This window comes from Vibrio sp. TAP-3B (assembly GCF_057784735.1).
The window spans coordinates 2,827,077-2,848,986 of record NZ_CM173495.1 but is presented as its reverse complement, the minus strand read 5'-3'; the positions used below and the strand labels follow the sequence as shown (position 1 = coordinate 2,848,986).

Here is a 21,910-nt window from a genome sequence, read left to right as displayed (position 1 = left end):
CAAATCCAACATGTATTTGATTTCGGAATTGGCGGCGAAGGCGGGTCTCTCTCGCACAACACTGCTCTATTACGAGAAGTTAGGGCTAATTAAAGGTCAGCGTCTTGATAATGGATATCGCTATTACAGCGAAAACGATTTGCAGCGACTGTTTTTGATTCAACAGCTTCAAAGCGCAGGACTCTCATTGAAAGAGTGCGAAGAATGTTTGAACGCGAAGTTAAGCAGGAGCTTATTGGAAAATCGGCTCGAGCAACTCAACCATGAGATTAATAAAAAAATCCACGCTCGCGAGTTGCTACTTGCATTGCTTGGAGAGCGCCCACAAAGAGAGTTACACCATTCTCTGAGTCAAAGTGCGCCTAGCGCTTACTTAAACTGGTTAAGCACGCAAGGTTACAGTGAGAAAGAAGCGCTCAGATTGAAGTGGTTATCAAAAGATATGAACGAACACGAGAGTTACATGAAAGATTTTATGACGGTCTTTGCCACATTAGAAAGATGGGGGCCAGGAAGTCACAAGGACTCTTTAAAAGCGATTTCATTAATGTCAGCTCAGACAATGACCGATATTTTAGACATTGGTTGTGGCACTGGCACTTCAACATTACTGCTAGCCGACAACAGTACCGCACACATTACGGCCGTGGATAATGAGCCTATTGCCATCGAACAGCTCGATAAAAAAATCCAAAACGCACAGTTACACGAGCGCATCTCTCCTGTTTGTGCCTCCATGACGGAACTGCCATTTCAGGCAAAGTGTTTTGATGCTATTTGGGCGGAAGGCTGTGTGTACATTATGGGAATGGAGAACGCACTAAAACAATGGAAGCCCCTATTAAAAGACAATGGTGTGTTGATGGTGAGTGACTTAGTGTGGCTCACAGATTCACCTGACGAAGAGGCCAAACAGTTTTGGCTGGCAGACTACCCAGACATTCAATCGATACCTAAACGACTCGCTTTGTTCAAAAAACATGGCTACGACTTGATCGAACACTTTTCATTAGGCGTCGATGCATGGCAAAACTACTGGCTACCGTTGCAAGACCGAGTTGAGGAATTGCAACCTGTTATGCCTGCGTCCCAAGCATTATTGGACATTAAGAAAGAGATTTCGATTTACGAGCGCAGTGCAGCAAAAGATTTTACTTATCAGTGCTTTATTTTAAAACTAGTCAACTAGAGATAGACATATGAAATACGAATTGTACAAACAAGAACAAACTCAAGAAGTTATTACACTGTTCAATGACACATTTTCGGATTCAGACGGTAAAGAAGAAGGTGCATTAATTGCAAAACTCGTAGAAGACTTTCTCACTTTACCAACCAGAGACGAGGACCTTTATGTGTTTATTGCTCAAGATGAAAGTGAACGCATTATCGGTAGTATCATTTTCTCTAGGCTATCGTTTCCGAATGCTGAAAACATCTTCCTTTTAGCCCCCGTCGCCGTTGCGACAGATTGCCACGGGCAAGGTGTAGGTCAAGCGTTAATCAAATTTGGCTTAGCGACGCTGAAAGAAAAAGATGTCACTGTTGTCATTACTTACGGAGATATCAACTTTTACTCAAAAACAGGATTCGTCCCAATCAGTCAGGATGTGATTCAAGCTCCGCTAGACTTGTCCTACCCTGAAGGTTGGATTGCACAACCTTTAGTCAGTGAGGCAATCCCTCACGTTGTAGGTAAACCCACATGCTTGAAAGCGATAGATAACCCAAGTTATTGGTAGGTGGTTAACATGAAATGAAAGCCCTAAAAGGCCTAGAGCGACGCCTATGTACTAACAAGGCTTCCTTGGTTTTAACTAAGCAATTTGTGGAACTCTATCAATGCGACTAAACCGATAGCTTCTCAGATAAATAATCAACCAACATCCTGACTCTTCTTGATAGATTTCGATTTAGTGGATATAAGGCTGAAATTGTAGTGGTTGGTTGGTAGTAGTCTCTAAGTAGTAATTGCAAGCGGCCTTCTTCAATATCATTTTTGAATAAAAAACTAGGCCCAAAGCCTATGCCTAACCCACTAAGAATACTCTCAACTATTAAACCACCATCATTACTCGTTAGACTACCTTTTGCTTTTACAGTGATGGGCTCACCACTAGGAGAGAGAAACCGCCAGCCCCGATTAATTTTGGAGTCACTATAAATTAAACAATTATGTTCCATGAGATCTGCAGGCTGGGAAGGTGCTCCCGATTTTCTTATATATTGAGGAGAAGCAACGACTTGAAACGTGCAGTCTGCTAACCGACGAGAGATAAGACTGGAATCTTCCAATTGTCCTACTCTTAGCGCAATATCTATACCTTCTTCCACTAAGTTTTCAGTACGCCCACTGGCTATTACTTCAAGCTCAATGTCTGGATACTGGTGTTGAAATTCTATTAGTAATTGACCAAACCCTGAAATGATAAGACTTTGAGGCAATGTTAGGCGTATTTTCCCCTTTGGTGCACCTTGGCTATCCATGACCTCAGCACGAGCATTTTCAGCTTCTGCCATAATTATCTTACAGTGCTTATAGAACTGTCCGCCTTCATCAGACAAGCTCAATTTACGAGTCGTACGATATAGTAGGCGAGTGCCTAAATCATCTTCCAAGATTGAGATCTGTTTGCTGATAAATGATTTGGATAACCCAAGTTTTTCCGCTGCCGCCGTAAAGCTTCCTGTATCTACAACAACAGAAAAAGTTTCCATAAGCGTTAAAATATTCACATTAGCACTCGTGAGTAAACAATGAGTTTACTTTAAGCATATATATGCCTCTCTTTAAATACAATAAAATTGAAGTTAACAATTTGAAATCGAGCCGATAACAGAAAATGAACATTAGGGTGAATGATAATCACCTTTAAGTAAGTGGTTATCATTAACGTTTGACCTTTAAATACGACAACACTATGAGATTTTATCTAGGGTGAATATTATGAAAAATCAACTACTTGCTATATCACTCATTTTATTGAGTTTAACTTCAATTTCATCAGTACACGCGAGTGATGCCGACATGCGTAACACCTATATGGTTACGTGGACGCTTGAAGTGAATGATACCCACTTATTCAAAACCACACTGAAAGAGCAGATGGCAAAAGTACTAGAACTATGGGTAAGTGGCACAATAGAGAATGTCTACCTAGACAACAAAAAATCGGAAGTGAATGTGCGCAAAGGTGATGTGGGTAAAGTGATTTTCTTTATCAAGGCGAAAACCGAGCATGATGCACAAAACATATTAGATGAATTACCTTCAGTTAAAGAGAAAATAGCGTCATATCAATTAACACCTGCTGGTGTGCTTTGGTTAAAGCAATATTAATTTAGCGGTAAAGTGCAGCGTTTTTCTTACCAGTTTATCAGGTAGAAATGCCACATATTGGCTACTAGGTTTCTCTTATAACCAGTACTTACATTAGATACTAATATCCTTAAAACTAATTTAAGAGGTTAACCATGGGTACTACTCATGAAAATAACAAAAAGTACGGAGCTGTCGCTAAAATTTTGCACTGGGGAATGGCACTAATAATACTAGTACTCATTGCTATAGGCACCTACATGACAGGCTTAGATAAAACAGAACCAAGTAAAATGCAACTCATGGATATACATAAATCGTTTGGTGTTATCTTTATGCAACTCGTCATTCTCCGAATAATATGGAATAGGGTTAATAACTATCCACAACTGCCAAGCGTGCTAGCGAGTTGGGAAAAATTATTATCAAAAATAATTACAGCCTCATTATATTTTTTAATGTTGGCGATCCCATTTAGCGGTTACACCATGACCAATTTATTTGGTTACCCTGTTAGTTTATTCGGGTTGGTCGATTTACCCTTGCTATTTGAAAAGAAACCAGAAATGGGATTAATAGCTAAGCAAGCGCACGTTTCATTAGTATATATATTCATAGCTGCATTATTTGCTCATGTTGCAGGTGTACTAAAACATCGTTTTTTAGATAAGCCTGAGGCTGATGTATTACCACGTATGCTGCCAGTTAAACCGCGAATATAAAGCCATTGAACTCGTTTGTTCAATACTTAAAGAATAGGACCCTAACACTATGACATCATTAATGCTTTATCACCACCCACTATCCGTGTGTTCGATAAAAGTAAGACTCGCACTTGAAGAAAAGGGGCTTGCTTGGTCGGGCCGTGTTATCGATATTATGCGAAAACAAGAGCAGTTAGACCCATGGTATTTGAAACTAAATCCACAAGGAGTAATTCCTACGTTGGAGGTTCGAAATGGCACAACAGAAGTACTGACTGATTCTGCTCATATTATTCGGTCTATCGCTTCTTTATCAGAAGGTAACAACTTGGTACCATCAGATGAAAGTGATAGCCAATTAATGGATAAGTTAATTGATTTAGCCGATGATATTGATCTTCAGATCCTCAGTTATGCACGTCATCCATCCATGGAGAAATCTGAAAAAATATTGAATGCCCGTATCACCAAAGCACTCTTAATGGCTGAGCAATATCCTGAACTTAAAGATAACTATATTGTTTGTGCAGAGCGATCAAAAAATAGCAAAGTATTTAGGGTTGATAACAAGCATATAGAAAAGGTTGAACAATATGCATTGGAAGCTATTTCATTTGCTGAAAAGCAACTTGAAGGTAATCACTTTCTTTTGGGCAGTGTTTACACATTAGCTGACGTAATTTGGACTGTAGTGCTCTCAAGACTTGACTTGTTGGGTTATAGTAAGTGGTTAGATAAGGATAAGTTCCCAGAAATATCGAGTTACTACTTAAGAATGCAACATCGAAAAAGTTATACTCTTGCTCAGATCCAAAATGAATGGTGGGACAAATAACTAAAGCTATTATCAAATGTGGTGTATAGAGATCACGCAGTATTGTAATGGTACGATTATCTTGGAAAGCGATTAAGCCTTATAATCACCTGATTAAATGAGGTTTATTATGCAGCGAAAAGATCGAGTCATTGTCTCTGAACCTTGCAATACTCACTGGGTAACCGATGTGACGTACATTCGCTCTCATCAAGGTGGGAGCGATCTAGCGTGCGTAATGGACTTGATGACAAAAGAAGTGGTGGGTTATGCGCTATCGCGCTCACCTGATACAAAATGAACACTTGTGGCACTAAATCAAGCAATCCTAAATAAGAAGCCTGTTACAAATACTTTAATGGTGCACTCTGATCAAGAGTTCACGTGCTTTTTAGAAATCGTCTAAGCGATTGGTCCGCAGTTCAAGTCTGCGAGGGCCACCAAATTGCAGAAGGATCGTCGAGCAATCTACGCGCCTTTGTTTTTTCTAGCTCGGTCGATTCGATACTCGGTCTGCGATCACTTCTTCAATCGAAATCTTCCACGCTAACGCAACAACACCGCATTTCCAATCCAGAAAATATATCTACCAACCGCAACTCGCCAGTCTGCAATAATGCGAATTAGCGCAGATTCATGCCATTTTAATTCTATCCCAAACTATTCATAACTTGCCTGAAAAATATATTCACCTTTGCTCATAACTAACGTCTTATTCATGTTAGAAAATAATTAAAGATGTTATGTAACGTGATCCAACTCCTAGACTCCGCCAAATGTTACCAGTAACATCCCGAAGTGTTCCCGGTAACAATTCGGGTTATGACATATTAGAGATCCATTAAAAACAAACAAAGGACGAATGAATGAACATCCTACAAAAATCCCTCGCCTCAGCTGTCTCACTGGCTTTGCTATCAACATCGGCGTTAGCTGCTGACTTTAATTTCAAATTTCAATCTAGTGACCCTTCTGGAGACAAAAACTTTCAAGTTCAGAAGGAATGGACTGAACGCGTAGAGCAAATGTCTGGTGGTCGTATTGAAATTGATTTATTACCTGTGGGATCAGTGGTGAAACATACGGAAACCTTAGGTGCAATAAAAATGGGCATCATCGACGGTCACATCACAGCAACGGGTTACTTTACGGGCCAAGATCCGGCATTTGGCTTAATTGGTAACATGGTTGGTGCATGGTCCGACACTCGTCAGCTACTCCAATACATCAACTATGGCGGTGGTTACGAGTTAATGACTGAGCTCTATGCTCCATACGGCGTGAAATATATCGGCGGTTCAACCACAGGTGTGGAATCATTTGTATCTAAAGTACCACTAAACGGTGTGGATGATCTGAAAGGCCTGAAATTACGTGCACCTGAAGGTCTGGTTCAGCAAGTATTTTCTGCAGCCGGCGCAACGCCCGTTAACCTGCCAGGCTCGGAAGTTTTTACCGGTTTGAGTAAAGGCGTTATTGATGCTGCTGACTACACCGTTTTCTCGACTAACCATAAAGCAGGTATGAACGATATCGCAACCCACCCTGTTCAACCGGGTTTCCACTCACTACCGACCATTGATATCTCAATGAGCCAAAAAAAGTGGGATAAACTACCAGCCGATCTACAAAAAATCATGACAGTGTCAGTACGTGACTTCGCCGAAGATATGACCACACAGCTTCGCATTGCAGACCAGAAAGCGGTTAAGGAAGCGGAAGCAAATCCAAACATAACTCTCCATGACTGGTCTGAAGAAGAGCGTAGGAAATTCCGCCAAATCGCGATGGGTGAATGGAAGAAGTACGCTGAGCTCTCTCCAAATGCTAAAAAAGTTTACGATTCTATAACTACTTACTTGAAAGACTCAGGCCTTCTATAAGTCGTTATGTGGGGAGGTTTACTCCTCCCTACTTTTATTTGGAATTAGATATATGAAAGAATCAGACGCCAATATTGTGGCTGAAATGCCCCAAAATATTCTTGATAAAGCAGTAACAAAAGTTAGTGAGCTACTTAGTTTATTGTTTGTTATCACCGTTATTATTTCTTTTTATGAAGTAGCAAGCCGCTATTTATTTAACTCACCGACAATCTGGGTGCATGAAACCGCATCTTTTATTGGTGGTTCACTGTTTGTCATCGGCGGTGCTTACGCGCTGGCAACGGACAAACATGTGCGCGTTGTTCTCATTTACGATTCGGTCTCCCAGAAAACGAGGCATTACCTGAATGTCTTTCACCACTTAGCGGGGCTGCTACTTAGCGGGCTGTTAATGTACGCCGCATGGCAAACCGTTGCTAACTCATGGTTTGCACCTTGGGGTGGGTTACGATTAGAGACCTCTGGTTCCGCTTGGAACCCACCATTCCCTGCCCTTCTTAAAGGGATCATTCTATTTACCGTTTGCTTAATGTTCATTCAATTTATTCTGCATTTGGTTAGAGAAATTCAACTACTAAGGGAAGATGACAATGACTAATTTATCTTCTACAAAACCAATTGTAGGAAACTGGAAACCTGTGTTTCTTGTAATAGCATTTGTGGCTTTAGCCTCCGCTTTAGGTTGGGTTGGTGTTCAAACCTTCACATCCAACTTATCATCGATCGGCATCGAATATGGTAGCTTGTTGATGCTTGTTCTAATGATTGGACTGTTGTTAACTGGTATGCAATTAGCGTTCGTCACCGCTCTGGTTGCGCTTATTTTCACCTTAGGTTGGTTTGGTGTTGATGCTTTACCGCTAATAACAAGTCGCATCTTTAGTTTTGTCAGTGGTTATGTCTTCCTTGCTGTTCCCATGTTTGTACTCATGGCTGCTTTACTAGATCGCTCTGGTATTGCGAGAGACTTGTTCGATGCAATGAAAAGCGTAGCCCGAAAAGTTCGTGGCGGCGTGGCTGTTCAAACGCTGCTTGTTGCGGTAATTCTGGCATCGATGTCAGGCGTCATTGGTGGTGAAACCGTACTGCTTGGCATTCTTGCTCTGCCACAAATGCTCAGACTCGGTTATGACCGTAAGCTGGCAATAGGTACCACTTGTGCTGGTGGTGCGCTAGGAACGATGCTACCACCCAGTATTGTGCTGATTATTTATGGTTTATCAGCCTCAGTATCTATTGGTGAGCTGTTCAAAGCGGCATTCTTGCCTGCCTTTATTCTGGCGATGTTTTATATGGCTTACGTCCTGATTCGCTGTAAGCTCAATCCTGAACTTGCACCATTGCCGTCAGAAGAAGATCTTGCTAAAGATGCAGAAGCTCACCCAAGTTATTTTAAGGCCCTGTTCTTCCCTCTACTATCGGTTGCTACGGTTTTAGGTAGTATTTACACCGGTTTGGCGTCAATAACCGAAGCTTCTGCTCTGGGTGTTGTCGGCATTGCTATCAGTGCGGCAATCCGTAAAGAACTGAATTGGAAAATGGTCAAAGAGTCTTCTATCGCCACCATGCGCACATGTGGAATGATCATGTGGATCGGTATCGGTGCTTCAGCACTGGTGGGCGTATACAATCTGATGGGTGGTATCGACTTCGTCGAGGAAACGATCCTAGCTCTAAGTGGTGGTGACGCGATGTCGACCCTGCTTATTATGATGGTAATCCTATTTGTTCTAGGCATGTTCCTAGATTGGGTAGGCGTTGCGTTGCTTACCATGCCAATTTTCGTCCCAATTATTACCGGTCTCGGCATGGATCCTATCTGGTTTGGTGTTGTGTTCTGTCTGAATATGCAGGTTGCGTTTTTGTCACCGCCATTTGGCCCAGCAGCATTCTATCTCAAATCTGTCGCGCCTAAAGACATTACTCTGGGCGAAATATTCTCAGCTCTACTTCCGTTTATTGCGCTACAAGTTTGTGTTCTTGCACTGGTTATTATATTCCCAGAGCTGGCGTTGTGGTGGCAATAGTGATGCCCATTGATATTAATTATGAGTTGTTGAAATTATGAATAAAAAATATGTCATTATGGGCGTTTCTGGTTGCGGTAAGTCCTCGATCGGCGACTCACTGGCAAAGGCTCTTAACATTCCTTTTTTCGATGGTGATGATTACCATCCAGACGAAAACGTTGAAAAAATGAGGAATGGGATCCCCCTGACAGACGAAGACAGAAAAGAATGGTTGTTAACCTTAAATAGACTGATTCAAGACCAAGACAGCTTAGTATTAGCCTGTTCTGCCCTAAAACCAGAATATAGAGACACACTAAGAAATGGTTGCCACGAGTTGATATTTTGCTATCTAAAGGGCGACTTCGACACCATTTGGTCACGCCTTCAGGCGCGAGAGGGGCATTACTTCCAAGGCTCTTCAATGTTAGAAAGTCAGTTTAGTACCCTTGTAGAACCAACCGAAAAAGAGGCCATATCCATCGATATTAATCAGCCTCCTCAAAATGTCGTCCAAGACATTCTCTCGCACGTCTAACCACGTCTCACTAAAGGGCTGGTCTTTTTCAGCCCTTTTATCAGCGGCATAACCGTACTAACCATCGGAATAACTTAAATTGACTAGGTAAATAAAACAGATATTCAGGGTGCCATTGAACACCGAAGATCGGCTTACTTTGTGTGCTTTCGATCGCTTGAATAAAACTATCAAGATCTCGTCCTGCAACACGCAAACCATCGCCAACATCTTTCACTGCTTGATGGTGAAGGCTATTTACTCTTAACTTGGCTTTTCCGCATAAAGCAAACAAATCTGACTCTCTGTCGACAAACACTTGCTTGGTTGGTAGTACGCCTGGGCGGTTATAAGTGCGTTTACGTAAACTCGAAATATCCGAATGCAAATTTCCACCAAGCACAACATTAACCAATTGCGCGCCACGACAAATTCCTAAGACTGGGGTATTACTTTGTAACGCCCACTTTACCCAATGTATCTCTAGCTGATCGCGCTCTGGGTCGAACTCACCATGTTCTGTCGCTTCCGCCCCATAATGTTTAGGATCAATGTCATCTCCGCCGCCCACAATTAATCCATCGAGCGCTTGTCCTGACCAGTGATGCTTTATACTGATTCTTTCAGGCTTTGCTCCCGCGAATATAAGCGCCAGTTTCGTACACCACCATGATGGCGACCAACTACGATGATTGCCGGTTACCCCAATTCTCGGCTTTTTATCCACTTACTGACTTCCTTAACCCAATCATTACGACTTACCCCTACCAGCGGTAACGACATTTCTCTAAACCGACTCGATAAAAATTCTAAAGCCTCTGCATCCGCAGCTAGAACCTCCACTAAATGCCATATGTTCCAAGAAACGGTAAAACTCCAATGAGTATTTTCAATCAAACAATCAGGTAATCGGTAATGAAAGGTAGGCCTTGGATTAATTTTGCTGTCCTTAACCGCGTTATTGACTTTATTTTGATTAATAAAGGCAAATAGCGGTAGCATATCCAAGGCTCGGTTGCGGCTTCGATTATGAATAAGGTAATCATCGATCAAAGCATTGATGTCCTGATAAGTTCTGTCGAGAAGTAATTCGACATACTCCTCAGAGTATAATTGGATATATGGGCTGATTTTTCGAGTAAAGTTGACATTATGAATCTCACAAAGCCACCATTGTAATAACCCGAAAGCTTGCAAATAAGAATGGATAGTTTGAACATCAAGGGATGGCAGCTCAGGGTTAATATGAACACCAAAAGCAGCAACGGCAGAGTCATCTGTCCCTTTTGCTCCTGCGTTCCGTAGAGCGGGAATAATCTCATCTAACTTTTCAAGCTTACCCAACGGAAATGGAGGACAGACGATTTCCACTGGAACCACTGTTAACGCGATTTGATGTAAAAACTCTACCCATTCATGACCATCATTGCTGAGCTTGGCATCCAAAGCTACGTTCTTGAGAAACTCCCAGTCTAATTCAACTTTGAATTTTCCATATTCTGGTGTCTCCAAAGCATACTCAACAGCAGATACTTTCTCTAGCTCGCCACCGAAAACACCATGCAGTATTTGCGTAACCTTCTCGATGGTTAAACCAGTAAACTCGATTTCAAATCCAACACAACGGACTTCGTTGGTTTCCGTTGTGACTAAAGGAGGAGTTTTAAAAGCCATCATTGCCTCTACTTTTTATAAGGTTACCTAAAAGTACTTATAAGGTATATTGCGAGTAATTACCCTAACATGTCTTGGGCACCGTAGAAACTGACCGTCAAATCCAGTATCGAGGCGAAAAAGAAGGGCTAGAACGATACCTTGGGCCGCTTTTCTTTCAATACGATTCTAAAACTAACCGCTCTGTTAACTATAGCTAGATGTGAACTTATCGACGCTCTGATTCTAGCTTCATTGCTACATAAGCTTGATCCGCTAAGACGAGCGTTGGATGATTGATGAGCTTCCAAAGACAGTATGCTGGAATGAAAAATACGATAAGATAGAACGACTCATTGAAGAATATGTCTGCTATCGACTCTTGATGTTCCCACAATGCCGTGAGTGCAAAGAGCTCTAACATCACGCCTAACACGCCAAAAACGACAGAAACAACAATCGTCAAACCCAACAGTTCCCTAATAAAGTGCTTAAGTGCCATGGTATTCATCCCTTCTATTAGCAAGTCATACCAACTTACGCTCATATCAGAGCGTCGAGCTTGATTATTATCAAACTAGATGCCTTTGCAGATAAGACTTCAGTTTTATAACAAAAGACTCATATACAGCGCCATCGAAGATTGACCCCTTTATTACAGGTCATAACCCTTTGCTTACCATCTCAGGCGGTCTTTTATTGACGGGCTGTGGTCGCGACTCATCATCCGATACAGAAGCCGCCACTTTTTCTCTCAACGTTTCCGATGCCCCTGTCGATGAGGCCAATAAGGTCGTCTTAAGCTTTAACGATGTTGTCCTTGTACCATTTGACCCAGAAACTGGCGAACATCAATCAATCGCCAGACGAAGAAGGCAATACATCTACAATTACGAGTGCGGTTACATTGGTCTTGGTACTTACAGTATTGGGGATACCTGTACAGTGTAGGTTGATACACCAAATAACCATGAAACGTCCGAAGATGGCTTCCTGATCTATCAACATGACACACCTGTTGATGTGGTCGAAGGTGAACATATAGATAGAGCAAGATATTAATCCTATTCTATAACGCTCACCTTACCAAAAAGCCGCTCACACAATGAGCGGCTTTTTGACTATTATTTTAATCAGACAAGTAATACTGAACAGTTGAGACCACTCGCACCTTCTTAATGTAAGGCGTATTACTATCTCGGTCATAAATAGAAAACTGCCCTTGCGTAGCACGTTTTATCTTACCCAGTGAACTCTGCGAGTCTTTCGCAAATTTTTCGGCCACTTCACGCGCGTTCTTCGTCGCTTCTTCAATCATATCTGGCTTCACGTCATTCAGCTTAGTAAAGCTATATTCCACGCGGTTCGCGTAGGGATCTTGATTCAGCAATACGCCTTGTTTTCCTAGTTCACCAATCTCATTAATTGCCGCTCGAACAACATCAACACTTTGGCTATAAACCGTGACCGTGCGTGATGCTAAATAACGAAACTCAATATCTTGCTCGCCACCGTATTGCTGCGCCTTTCTGTCAATGACAGCAGGAGAAGAAAGAGAAACGCTGGTTTCAGGGAGTCCTTTGACACTTAAAAAATCCAGAATTAAACGCGTTTGCTGATCGATGTCATCAAACATGGTGCCCATATCATTACTCGCTAGGGTAAATTGAATAGGCCAAATTACCGTATCTGCAGGGTATTCGCGTTCCGACAATCCTTTGACTGTCACCACTCGTTCATAGGCTCGGTATTTCACCGCCGTTTGCTGGATAAAATAACCGAGGGTACCAAGCCCAAGTATCAAACTTAATCCAATCCAAAGTGCTGCTTTATTGGAAACTCGTTCCATTATTTCCCCCTGATAAATGCCAACTTAGCTTATTTTTTACTTTAGATAAGATAGCCTATCTCTTGTTATAAGAGGGAGACATAACGCGAGTTTTGATTCATAGCACAGTTGCACGCTCTTCTGCTTTGGGTCAACAAAGCTTCACCCGTTTGTCATCAAAGGCTCATGGATTTGCCTCTGGGTTGGATATTTTGAGTATCGACTATTGCATTGCCCATGACTCGCTCAACATCGCTCTAAACGACGAAACGCTAACAGCGTGAGACGTTATTTACTCGTAAAACATTAAAAACAAAGTGTTTAGTTAAGCTCATCGCAAACAGACTACTCATCTCAAGCTTTAATCCACAAACCGTTAACATCGCGCAACCGTTTACGTTATAAACTTTCACAAAACTTCAAAACGGTCATAGATCACATTTCCAATCAAACCAAACGTTAAACAAAGTGTGACATTGATCGTCACAGACATTTAATTTGAATTAGAAAAGAAATCAAAGGTGATCTTAGTCACAATGAATTTTTATTTTATATTTGTCAGAAGATCGAATTGATCACTAATATTTTTATTGACAGATTTGAAAATCATTTTTTGTTATTAAGTTACATATCAATTAATTGATCATCATCACTTAAAAAATGCTTTTCATCCGAGAAATGCGGGGGTTGATCACAAAAAACCCGTCGTCAGTTCCAATTGGAAAATGTGTGGTAAATTGATTGGGTACTAAGCAATCAAACAAGCGGTTTTGGCGAACCGTTTACGACAACAATATTCATCAGAACATCGAACGGGGAATTGTTATGATATCACCAGATGCCAAGATCAAGATACAAAATTTTGGTCGTTTTCTGTCAAACATGGTAATGCCTAACATCGGCGCGTTTATCGCGTGGGGCTTTATCACTGCTCTATTTATCCCAACCGGATGGCTACCAAATGAGACGTTAGCTTCCATGGTTGGTCCTATGATCACTTACTTACTGCCACTACTGATCGGTTACACCGGTGGTAAATTAGTCGGCGGCGATCGCGGCGCGGTCGTTGGTGCAATCACAACCATGGGTGTGATTGTCGGTACTGATATCCCAATGTTTATGGGCGCAATGATGGTTGGCCCAATGGGCGGCTGGGCAATCAAAAAATTCGATAACTACATCGACGGTAAAGTAAAAAGCGGCTTCGAGATGTTGGTGAACAACTTCTCTGCGGGCATCATCGGTATGCTGTGCGCCATTTTGGCTTTCTTCCTTATCGGCCCATTTGTCAAAGTGCTTTCAGGCGCATTGGCAGCAGGCGTAAACTTCCTTGTGTCAGCGCACCTTCTGCCACTGACTTCTATTTTTGTTGAGCCAGCGAAGATCCTGTTCCTAAACAACGCGATCAACCACGGCATCTTCTCTCCACTGGGTATTCAGCAAGCGTCTGAGACTGGTCAATCGATCTTCTTCTTGATCGAAGCGAACCCAGGCCCGGGCTTGGGTATCTTGCTGGCTTACATGGTGTTTGGGAAAGGTACAGCTCGCCAAACGGCTGGCGGTGCGTCCATCATCCATTTCTTCGGCGGCATTCACGAGATTTACTTCCCGTATATTCTCATGAACCCACGTCTGATCCTTGCGGCTATCGCTGGTGGTATGACTGGCGTGTTCGTTCTGACTATGTTTAACGCGGGCATCGTTTCTCCAGCCTCTCCAGGTTCTATTTTCGCCATCTTGTTGATGACTCAAAAAGGTTCAATCGTCGGTGTCCTTGCGTCTATCGTAGCAGCAACCGGTGTATCATTCGCAGTAGCCGCGCTACTGATGAAAACACAGACATCAACAGAAGAAGATGGCGATGAAGCGACACTAGAAAAAGCCACATCACGAATGAAAGACATGAAATCTGCATCGAAAAATGGCGCAGTGGTAAATAACCAAAGTAAAGGTGACGTAGACCTAGCGACAGTACAAAGCATCATTGTCGCTTGTGATGCGGGCATGGGTTCAAGCGCCATGGGCGCGAGTATGCTACGCAAAAAGGTTCAAGACGCCAGTCTGAACGTCCACGTAACCAACCTTGCTATTAACAGCTTACCAGAGAGTGCAGATATCGTGATTACACATAAAGACTTGACGGATCGTGCACGTAAGCATGCTCCGAACGCACACCACATTTCATTGACGAACTTCTTAGACAGCGAAATGTACAGCCAGTTAGTCACCAAACTACTAGCGGCACAAAACCAATCCGCAGCGAATGACGACCAAATGGTCAAAGTGTCGGTACTTGCTGCCAACGACGACAGCTTTGAATCACAGCAACCACCGGTTTTCCAAATCCAGCGTAAAAACATTCACCTAGGTTTGAAAGCGGCCAACAAAGAAGAAGCGATTCGCTTTGCGGGCAATAAATTGGTTGAACTGGGCTACGCCGAACCAGAATACGTCGACGCGATGTTTGAGCGTGAAGCGTTGGTTTCAACTTACCTTGGCGAGTCTATCGCGGTACCTCATGGCACCGTAGAAGCGAAAGACCGCGTGAAAAAAACTGGCATTGTAATCTGCCAATACCCATCGGGTATTCAATTTACTGAAGATGACGACGATGTCGCGAAACTGGTTATCGGCATTGCCGCTAAGAACGATGAGCACATCCAAGTGATCACCACCATTACGAACGCGCTCGATGAGCCGGAAGCAATTGAGACGCTAACCAGCACCAACGATGTAGAAGAAATTCTTAACATCCTTGGCGGTCAACACGCGGCTTAATTACTCCTTTAATTTGCTCCTGAGGCAAAGAGGCCAGCTGTCACCCCCTATGCGGTTGGCCTCACCCTAGTTTCGTAAATCAACATTTTCAGATTATTGGTAGGTAAGCATTATGAAAAACGCAGTTCATTTTGGCGCAGGTAACATCGGTCGTGGTTTCATCGGCAAACTCTTAGCTGACGCAGAAGTCGAAGTAACGTTTGCAGACGTGGACGCTCCGCTCGTCGATCAACTTAGCCACAAACAAGAATACAAAGTAAAAGTCGTGGGCACCGAGTGCCAAATCGACACTGTTACCCACGTCACAGCGGTAAACTCAGCCAGTGAAGACGTGATTGATCGCATCGTCAAAACCGACTTAGTCACCACTGCGGTCGGTCCTAACGTATTAGACATCATCGCGAAAACCATCGCGAAAGGCATCGCCAAACGCTTTGAAGCTGGTAATGACGCGCCACTTAACATCATCGCGTGTGAAAACATGGTGCGTGGTACCACACACCTAAAAGGCGAAGTGTACAAACATCTGGATAAATCACTGCACGCAAAAGCAGACGAGTTAGTTGGCTTTGTTGATTCCGCTGTCGATCGCATCGTGCCACCAGCAGAAGCCGCCAACGATGACCCACTAGAAGTGACGGTAGAGAGTTTTAGCGAATGGATTGTCGATGAGCAACAGTTCAAAGGCGACATCCCAAACATTGCTGGCATGGAAAAGACCAACAACCTCATGGCCTTTGTCGAACGCAAGCTGTTCACCCTAAACACAGGCCACTGCATTACTGCTTATTTAGGTTGTTTGAAAGGCCACCGCACCATTCGTGAAGCGATTGAAGACCCAAGCATTCACGCTGAAGTAAAGCAAGCGATGCAAGAAAGCGGTGAAGTGCTGATCAAACGTTACGGCTTCGACCGTGACATGCACAATGCCTACATCGAAAAGATTTTAGGTCGCTTTGCCAACCCATATTTGGTCGATGAAGTGGATCGCGTTGGACGCCAGCCAATTCGTAAATTGGGTGCAAACGATAGATTAGTGAAGCCATTACTCGGTACAATCGAGTATGGCACTGAAAATCAAACACTTTTGAAAGGTATCGCGGCGGCGTTAAAGTACACTAATAACACCGATCCGCAAGCGGTGGAGCTGCAAAGCTCATTAAAAGCCGTGGGCGTGAAGAAAACGCTAGCAACGTACACTGGTCTGGCTGAAGACAGTACAGAAGTGGCTCAAATCGAAGTGATTTACCACCAGTTTTAATCGAATCAAGGGGAGCTTAGCTCCCCATAAATATAAGTTTAAATAGTTACTCACTATATGGCAGATAACATTAACGAAACCGAGATCATTGAACGATTAAACAGCGCGCCATCGGTACGAGGCTTTTTTATTGCAGCTGTCGATGTGTTCAACGATTCAATCGACGGGCTAATACAACGGATCTTTCGTAAAGATAACTTCGCCGTGCAATCGGTGGTTGGTCCCCTACTGCAAGACTCCGGACCGCTGGGCGATCTCTCCGTGCGTTTGAAGCTCCTATTTGGCTTAGGCGTACTCCCAGACGATATTTATCATGATATTGAAGACATCATTAAGCTTAAAAACCGACTCAATAGCGATGCATCAGACTACGAGTTCACTGACCCGAATATTCTAGAGCCAATCAAAAAGCTGCATCTGGTAAAGAAAATGGGCATGGTGCAATTAGAAGTCAACGAACCTGATGACGATATCGATCTTGAGTTTTATCAACTCCAACTTCAACGCCAACAACAAATAATAAAGTCCGGTCTCTCGCTCGCCATTGTCGAGATCTGTAACGAACTGGGCAAAGACAGTCCTTTTTAACCCAACCTCCGGCAAGGAATGCCTTCTCTACTTACCTCTTTTCTTTGCGTATCCTTTCTGTATAACGTGCGTGAAAGCCATCACAGTCCATCTTCGTATGTCTCTGTAATATCAGACCAATCTATCGCTGGTATTGAAACGGTATGACATGCTTTCAATCGAAAACACTAAAACCAAGTGGGAATTTTTCCAGAAACACCATTGGGTATCTCCAGAATTTTCCCGCACTCCCGTACTCGAGTCGTGGGAGCGTTGCATAAAGCAATGCAGCCCTTATACCTGGTCAAAACCACATATTGCCTCTGGCTTTACCTTCTCATCTCTGATGAAACGCAACGAGCATCTCATCGAGTGCGCCACCACCGTACTTGAAGACACTTATGACATGCTAGGGGACGAAGACCTGCTCTTGATGGTGACCGATGGCAACGGCTGCGTTCTCTCCGTTGTGGGCCACGACTCAATGCAACAAGAGATGCAGGCGCTCGGCATTAAACAAGGCTGTTTTCTGTCTGAAGGGAAAATTGGCACGAATGCGGTCAATCTCTGTATCAGCACTCACATCCCGTGTGAAGTGTTCGCAGCAGAACATTTCAATCGCCACTTACACCCTTATGCCTCTGTAGCAGCACCTGTTTTCGACCAATTTGGCAAGTTACGCGGCACAACATGCCTTTTCAAAAAAGCCGAGCGCTATAAGAAAGAAAACTTAGTCATCATCGCGTCGAGTGCGAAAGAAGTCAGTTTGCAAATCCATATTCAGTCGGAACAAGAAAACATTAACCGCCTCACTTGTGCGCACAACGCAACGCTAGAATGCATGGATGACGGCCTTCTGGCCTGGGATGAAGAAAATCGTATCACCATGGTGAATCATCAATCAGAGCGCTTGTTAAACATTGAAGCCAGTCAGGTCTTGGAGAAAGAAGTCTTTTCTGTTTTACGTTTTCCGCCGAATGTCCTCAATAGTATTGAGTCGGGGGCAACCATCAACCGTAAGCTCACAACGGTAGAGGTTCGTGGCGAGTTTGTTGAGGCGATCATCACCTTGCGTCCACTCAACGACGGCACACACTTATTATTTTTGCATCCCATCGATAAAATTCGCGAACTTGCTCAGCAGCAAATTGGTGGCAGTGCGCGCTATACGTTCAGTACCTTGCCCGTCATCTCACGAAAAATGAAACACGTCATTACCGTGGCAAAACGGGCCATAAAGTCCAAGTCACCGATTCTAATTACGGGTGAAGAAGGTGTAGGAAAAGCCACTCTCGCCATGGCGATTCATAATGAAAGCGCCTACAAAGAAGGGCCGTTCATTACGCTTAACTGCCGCTCCATCAATACAGAGCAACTGGTCAAAGAAACCCTGGGATACGACGAAGGACAAGGCATGCCTTCTAAGTTTGAACTCGCCCATGGCGGTACGCTCTTTTTAGAAAAGGTGGAATATCTGTCGCCCGATTTACAAGCCGTGTTACTTAAGTTGTTAAAAACTGGGCTCGTCAGCCGCAGTGACAGTTTGCGCTTGATCCCCGTAGACTTTCAACTTATTACCAGCACCGCTTCAGAAATCAGCGAGTATGTCACTCAGCGCTCATTTGGCCGGCAACTTTATTATGAAATCTCTTCGAACGAGCTGCATATTCCGCCACTGAGAAAGCGTAAAGAAGACATTGAATTTCTCGTCCAGCAGCTTATCAGCCATTATGAACGCCGCCACAATGTGACGATCTCGATAGAGCCAGTCGCACTGGAAGCGTTGATGAATTTTCGTTGGTCAGGCAATAACTCCGAATTAAGAAACCGAACTGAGCGAATTTTGCTTAACCGCAGTGCGAACTTAATCAAGCTGAACGATATTCCTGAAGACATTAAACTGAATTCCCGCCATACCGCAGAAAATACGCCGGTGATCACGCTAGAAGAAGCCGAGAGAAGAGCCATCGTCCAAGCTTGGAATCAGTGTGATGGCAAAATGCATGATATGGCGAAAGCATTGCAAATTGGCCGCACGACCCTATGGAGAAAAATTAATAAGTTTGGACTGCAGGAACAAATGAAGTTGTAGTAAGCCAAAATGTGAGTATCCAACCAAACGCAAAACCGGCGCAAGCACGCCGGTATACATGTACTAACGATAAAGGTATCGATTAAACATCAACAGACAACTGACGAATTTGCGCTTTTAATCCCGGTAACAGACTCGCACTGGCGCTGAATTTTCGTAACCCAACACGAAGCAATGTGTCTGTGGCATTTGGATCGCCTGCCATCTCCCCACACATACTGACCGGAATGCCCGCGCGATCGCCCGCGGCACACGTGAGTTCAATGGCTTTTAATACCGATGGTTCAAAGTAGTTCACCAATTCAGCAACGGCAGCGTTACCTCGATCGGCGGCCATAACATATTGAGTCAAATCATTGGTGCCAATCGAGAAAAAATCGACTTCTTGTGCTAACGCATCCGCATTCAACACCGCGGCTGGTACCTCAATCATAATACCGACAGGCAAGTGAGCCACATCTAAGCCGAGTTGCTGCGCTTGATGCGCCAACAGCGCTTTTACTTTTCTCACTTCTTCAACCTGAGCCACCATCGGTATAATCAATTGAATATTCGGTTGCTCGTGAAAGGCTCTCAGAATGGCTCGAAGTTGGGCAGTAAACAATGCCTCATGTTGAAGGCACAATCGCACCCCTCTCAAACCTAAAAATGGGTTGTCTTCTGCAGGCATAGGATAAGCGGCTAAAGGCTTATCACCGCCAACATCTAGACTACGAATCGTAAGTGGCTTGTCACCAAGTGCGGCGGCGATATCACGATACACTTGGTATTGTGCTTCCTCAGTCGGCAACTCATCACTGTTTTGAAATAGAAACTCAGTCCGAAATAGACCAACCCCCTCAGCTCCTGATGTTAGCGCATCATCAATATCTTTCGGTCCACCAATATTGGCGAACACTGGAATATGGACGCCATCACAGGTGACCGCGGCTTGCTGAGCACTCGCTAATGCACTTTGTCGGGTGTTTTGCCACTCAATTTGCTGCGCTTCCAATTCCTGTAGTACGGCATCTGAAGGTGAGAACCATAAATGTCCTCGGAAGCCATCAATAGTCACCACTTGACCCGTACGCACAGCATCCAGACAGCCCTGAGCTTTAACGATGGCAGGAATCCCCATCGCACGAGCAAGAATCGCACTGTGAGAGGTTTTCCCTCCTTCACTCAAACAGATACCAAGCACTTTCGATTTATCAAGCCCGGCCACATCAGAAGGCATCAGGTCACGGGCCAACAAAATACTCGGTTGCTGAATGTCGATGGCATGAGGCGTAGCGCCAGTCATTTCGACCATAACTTGGCGTGCGATATCATGCACATCAGCTTCGCGTTCCCGCATGTACTGACTTTCAGCCTGGCGAAACTCTTCGGCCAACGCTTGCAGTGATTCTACCCAAGCTTGCTCGGCTATCATGCCCGTTTGAATTCGCGCCTCGACCGATGCCCATAATTCTGGGTCACTGAGCATCATGCTATGAGCGGAAAATATTTCCCCTTTTGGCTGCTTCGCTTGCTCCTGTAAATGTTGAACAACCACGCCTATCGCACGCTTAACCCGTTCAATTTCATCTTGTTCACTGTGAAAATCACGTTCAGGCACGGCTGGCATTTCATGAGTAAAAAGAACAGCTGGAGCAGTAGCGATACCGTCATTGACTCGAATACCAACAACAGCACCTTCAATCTGATTCGGGGTCATGTCATCGAGCAAGGTATCCGCGCTCTCTTCAGGTTCGATAATGCCGTGGTCAATCGCCTCTTTTTCTCCGAAGTGCTCATGAGCTAAGGCTTCAAATGCCTTAATTGCTTCACTGGATTGGGAGCCGAGTGCGCACAGGGTGATCGTCTCTTGGCTACGAACGCCAAGTTTCGCAATGCTGTTTAAGCTTTTCGCGTTTACCCGGCGCTCGCCTTTTTTCAACCATAATTGGCAGTCAAAAGGCGCGAGTGCACCAACAATGGCCGCAGCGGGACGAGCATGTAATCCATGCGGGTTTTGCACGATCCAATCAAATGTCCGCTCGTGTTCAAAGTTCTCTGATACTGGCGCTATCTCAGCCGATGTTATTGGCTGATCACCAAGGTGCTCTCGTTTTACGCTTAACGCATTCTGTGCCTCTTCGACTACCGTCGATAAAGGTAACCCGGCGGCAGCAGCCACCGACGCCGCCATGGTCCCTTCAACAATGGGGGCCGAGATAAGAGTGATATTTTCCCTCACGTGATCATCCATCAGATCCAGCGCCATCTCCGTACTCAGCAACGCGCTGCCAAGATCCATCAACACCACAACCCCTTGTTGATCATGGACCTGCTCAATCGCTTCCATCACGGCAATGGCATCGGTTCCGATCGGGTTATCTGGGTCATCAATCCCCGCCGCAATCGCGAGCTTGACTTTGCCTTGCGTCATTTGGGTGGCGAGTTCGGCCACCCCTTCGGCAAGACGACGACTATGAGATACAACTACAATTCCCACCAT

The 21,910-nt window shown here is 44.1% G+C and carries 20 protein-coding genes and 1 pseudogene; 15 read left to right on the top strand and 6 right to left on the bottom strand.

The genetic code is table 11. The annotated features are described in order from the left end of the window. Positions 1–10 precede the first annotated feature (10 nt). The gene (locus AC3D28_RS13520) at positions 11–1,189 is read left to right on the top strand and encodes a MerR family transcriptional regulator (protein WP_488535058.1); all 1,179 of its coding nucleotides are present in this window, start codon (positions 11–13) and stop codon (positions 1,187–1,189) included. A gap of 10 nt (positions 1,190–1,199) precedes the next feature. Continuing rightward, entirely contained in the window at positions 1,200–1,742 is a 543-nt protein-coding gene (locus tag AC3D28_RS13515; RefSeq protein WP_488535057.1) for a GNAT family N-acetyltransferase, read from the top strand. A gap of 106 nt (positions 1,743–1,848) precedes the next feature. Here the strand turns inward: AC3D28_RS13515 and AC3D28_RS13510 are convergent, their stop codons facing one another. Further along, positions 1,849–2,736: a LysR family transcriptional regulator gene (locus AC3D28_RS13510; protein WP_488535056.1), complete on the bottom strand. Its 888-nt coding sequence runs from the start codon at positions 2,734–2,736 to the stop codon at positions 1,849–1,851. A gap of 211 nt (positions 2,737–2,947) precedes the next feature. Between AC3D28_RS13510 and AC3D28_RS13505 the strand changes: the two genes are divergently transcribed. The 8 genes and pseudogenes from AC3D28_RS13505 to AC3D28_RS13470 all read left to right on the top strand — a co-directional run bounded on the left by AC3D28_RS13505 (position 2,948) and on the right by AC3D28_RS13470 (position 9,270). After that, positions 2,948–3,340 (top strand): hypothetical protein, encoded by a 393-nt coding sequence (locus AC3D28_RS13505; RefSeq protein ID WP_488535055.1) that lies wholly within the window; start codon positions 2,948–2,950, stop codon positions 3,338–3,340. A 134-nt stretch (positions 3,341–3,474) separates the two neighbouring features. Beyond that, positions 3,475–4,041, top strand: coding sequence for a cytochrome b (locus AC3D28_RS13500; protein ID WP_488535054.1), 567 nt, complete (start codon positions 3,475–3,477; stop codon positions 4,039–4,041). A gap of 49 nt (positions 4,042–4,090) precedes the next feature. Further along, positions 4,091–4,858, top strand: a complete 768-nt coding sequence (locus tag AC3D28_RS13495; protein ID WP_488535053.1) for a glutathione S-transferase family protein — start codon at positions 4,091–4,093, stop codon at positions 4,856–4,858. 124 nt (positions 4,859–4,982) lie between these two features. Continuing rightward, a pseudogene (locus tag AC3D28_RS13490) lies at positions 4,983–5,213 on the top strand (DDE-type integrase/transposase/recombinase); the annotation flags it as partial. A 490-nt stretch (positions 5,214–5,703) separates the two neighbouring features. Next, positions 5,704–6,720 carry a TRAP transporter substrate-binding protein gene (locus AC3D28_RS13485; protein WP_098416584.1) on the top strand — a complete coding sequence of 339 codons (1,017 nt, stop codon included), beginning with the start codon at positions 5,704–5,706 and terminating at the stop codon, positions 6,718–6,720. 52 nt (positions 6,721–6,772) lie between these two features. After that, entirely contained in the window at positions 6,773–7,321 is a 549-nt protein-coding gene (locus AC3D28_RS13480) for a TRAP transporter small permease subunit (protein WP_098416585.1), read from the top strand. 151 nt (positions 7,322–7,472) lie between these two features. Continuing rightward, on the top strand, positions 7,473–8,750 hold the full coding sequence (locus tag AC3D28_RS13475; protein ID WP_098417105.1) for a TRAP transporter large permease: 1,278 nt from the start codon (positions 7,473–7,475) through the stop codon (positions 8,748–8,750). A 34-nt stretch (positions 8,751–8,784) separates the two neighbouring features. Next, positions 8,785–9,270, top strand: a complete 486-nt coding sequence (locus AC3D28_RS13470; protein WP_098416586.1) for a gluconokinase — start codon at positions 8,785–8,787, stop codon at positions 9,268–9,270. A 40-nt stretch (positions 9,271–9,310) separates the two neighbouring features. Here AC3D28_RS13470 and AC3D28_RS13465 read toward each other — a convergent pair whose 3' ends face one another. The 3 genes from AC3D28_RS13465 to AC3D28_RS13455 form a co-directional block, all read right to left on the bottom strand. Beyond that, the gene (locus AC3D28_RS13465) at positions 9,311–9,976 is read right to left on the bottom strand and encodes a gamma-glutamyl-gamma-aminobutyrate hydrolase family protein (protein ID WP_098416587.1); all 666 of its coding nucleotides are present in this window, start codon (positions 9,974–9,976) and stop codon (positions 9,311–9,313) included. Then, positions 9,949–10,926: an amidoligase family protein gene (locus AC3D28_RS13460; protein ID WP_257145771.1), complete on the bottom strand. Its 978-nt coding sequence runs from the start codon at positions 10,924–10,926 to the stop codon at positions 9,949–9,951. Before AC3D28_RS13460 ends, AC3D28_RS13465 begins: the two co-directional genes overlap by 28 nt. Before the next feature lie 205 nt (positions 10,927–11,131). Next, complete coding sequence (locus AC3D28_RS13455) at positions 11,132–11,404, bottom strand: D-fructose-6-phosphate amidotransferase (RefSeq protein ID WP_488535052.1); 273 nt, start codon at positions 11,402–11,404, stop codon at positions 11,132–11,134. Positions 11,405–11,574: 170 nt separating this feature from the next. Between AC3D28_RS13455 and AC3D28_RS13450 the strand changes: the two genes are divergently transcribed. Then, positions 11,575–11,853 carry a hypothetical protein gene (locus AC3D28_RS13450; RefSeq protein WP_488535051.1) on the top strand — a complete coding sequence of 93 codons (279 nt, stop codon included), beginning with the start codon at positions 11,575–11,577 and terminating at the stop codon, positions 11,851–11,853. 178 nt (positions 11,854–12,031) lie between these two features. Here AC3D28_RS13450 and AC3D28_RS13445 read toward each other — a convergent pair whose 3' ends face one another. Then, positions 12,032–12,751, bottom strand: coding sequence for an SIMPL domain-containing protein (locus AC3D28_RS13445; protein ID WP_488535050.1), 720 nt, complete (start codon positions 12,749–12,751; stop codon positions 12,032–12,034). A gap of 804 nt (positions 12,752–13,555) precedes the next feature. On the opposite strand from AC3D28_RS13445, the gene AC3D28_RS13440 reads away from it, so the two are divergent. From AC3D28_RS13440 to dhaR, 4 genes are all read left to right on the top strand, one after another. Continuing rightward, the gene (locus AC3D28_RS13440) at positions 13,556–15,508 is read left to right on the top strand and encodes a PTS mannitol transporter subunit IICBA (RefSeq protein WP_488535049.1); all 1,953 of its coding nucleotides are present in this window, start codon (positions 13,556–13,558) and stop codon (positions 15,506–15,508) included. Between the two features lie 112 nt (positions 15,509–15,620). Then, the gene (locus AC3D28_RS13435; RefSeq protein WP_488535048.1) at positions 15,621–16,769 is read left to right on the top strand and encodes a mannitol-1-phosphate 5-dehydrogenase; all 1,149 of its coding nucleotides are present in this window, start codon (positions 15,621–15,623) and stop codon (positions 16,767–16,769) included. A 57-nt stretch (positions 16,770–16,826) separates the two neighbouring features. After that, entirely contained in the window at positions 16,827–17,357 is a 531-nt protein-coding gene (locus AC3D28_RS13430) for an MltR family transcriptional regulator (RefSeq protein WP_012841150.1), read from the top strand. A 148-nt stretch (positions 17,358–17,505) separates the two neighbouring features. Further along, positions 17,506–19,428 carry a dihydroxyacetone kinase operon transcriptional regulator DhaR gene (dhaR, locus tag AC3D28_RS13425; protein WP_488535047.1) on the top strand — a complete coding sequence of 641 codons (1,923 nt, stop codon included), beginning with the start codon at positions 17,506–17,508 and terminating at the stop codon, positions 19,426–19,428. Between the two features lie 82 nt (positions 19,429–19,510). Here dhaR and ptsP read toward each other — a convergent pair whose 3' ends face one another. Continuing rightward, positions 19,511–21,910: a phosphoenolpyruvate--protein phosphotransferase gene (gene ptsP, locus AC3D28_RS13420; RefSeq protein WP_488535046.1), complete on the bottom strand. Its 2,400-nt coding sequence runs from the start codon at positions 21,908–21,910 to the stop codon at positions 19,511–19,513.

Coding starts and splice junctions, on each gene's coding strand:
- AC3D28_RS13430 (WP_012841150.1), top strand. CDS start 16,827: ATGGCAGATAACATTAACGAAACCGAGATCATTGAACGATTAAACAGC.
- AC3D28_RS13495 (WP_488535053.1), top strand. CDS start 4,091: ATGACATCATTAATGCTTTATCACCACCCACTATCCGTGTGTTCGATA.
- ptsP (WP_488535046.1), bottom strand. CDS start 21,910: ATGGTGGGAATTGTAGTTGTATCTCATAGTCGTCGTCTTGCCGAAGGG.
- AC3D28_RS13505 (WP_488535055.1), top strand. CDS start 2,948: ATGAAAAATCAACTACTTGCTATATCACTCATTTTATTGAGTTTAACT.
- AC3D28_RS13445 (WP_488535050.1), bottom strand. CDS start 12,751: ATGGAACGAGTTTCCAATAAAGCAGCACTTTGGATTGGATTAAGTTTG.
- AC3D28_RS13480 (WP_098416585.1), top strand. CDS start 6,773: ATGAAAGAATCAGACGCCAATATTGTGGCTGAAATGCCCCAAAATATT.
- AC3D28_RS13500 (WP_488535054.1), top strand. CDS start 3,475: ATGGGTACTACTCATGAAAATAACAAAAAGTACGGAGCTGTCGCTAAA.
- AC3D28_RS13440 (WP_488535049.1), top strand. CDS start 13,556: ATGATATCACCAGATGCCAAGATCAAGATACAAAATTTTGGTCGTTTT.
- AC3D28_RS13520 (WP_488535058.1), top strand. CDS start 11: ATGTATTTGATTTCGGAATTGGCGGCGAAGGCGGGTCTCTCTCGCACA.
- AC3D28_RS13485 (WP_098416584.1), top strand. CDS start 5,704: ATGAACATCCTACAAAAATCCCTCGCCTCAGCTGTCTCACTGGCTTTG.
- AC3D28_RS13435 (WP_488535048.1), top strand. CDS start 15,621: ATGAAAAACGCAGTTCATTTTGGCGCAGGTAACATCGGTCGTGGTTTC.
- AC3D28_RS13460 (WP_257145771.1), bottom strand. CDS start 10,926: ATGATGGCTTTTAAAACTCCTCCTTTAGTCACAACGGAAACCAACGAA.
- AC3D28_RS13475 (WP_098417105.1), top strand. CDS start 7,473: ATGCTTGTTCTAATGATTGGACTGTTGTTAACTGGTATGCAATTAGCG.
- AC3D28_RS13515 (WP_488535057.1), top strand. CDS start 1,200: ATGAAATACGAATTGTACAAACAAGAACAAACTCAAGAAGTTATTACA.
- AC3D28_RS13455 (WP_488535052.1), bottom strand. CDS start 11,404: ATGGCACTTAAGCACTTTATTAGGGAACTGTTGGGTTTGACGATTGTT.
- dhaR (WP_488535047.1), top strand. CDS start 17,506: ATGCTTTCAATCGAAAACACTAAAACCAAGTGGGAATTTTTCCAGAAA.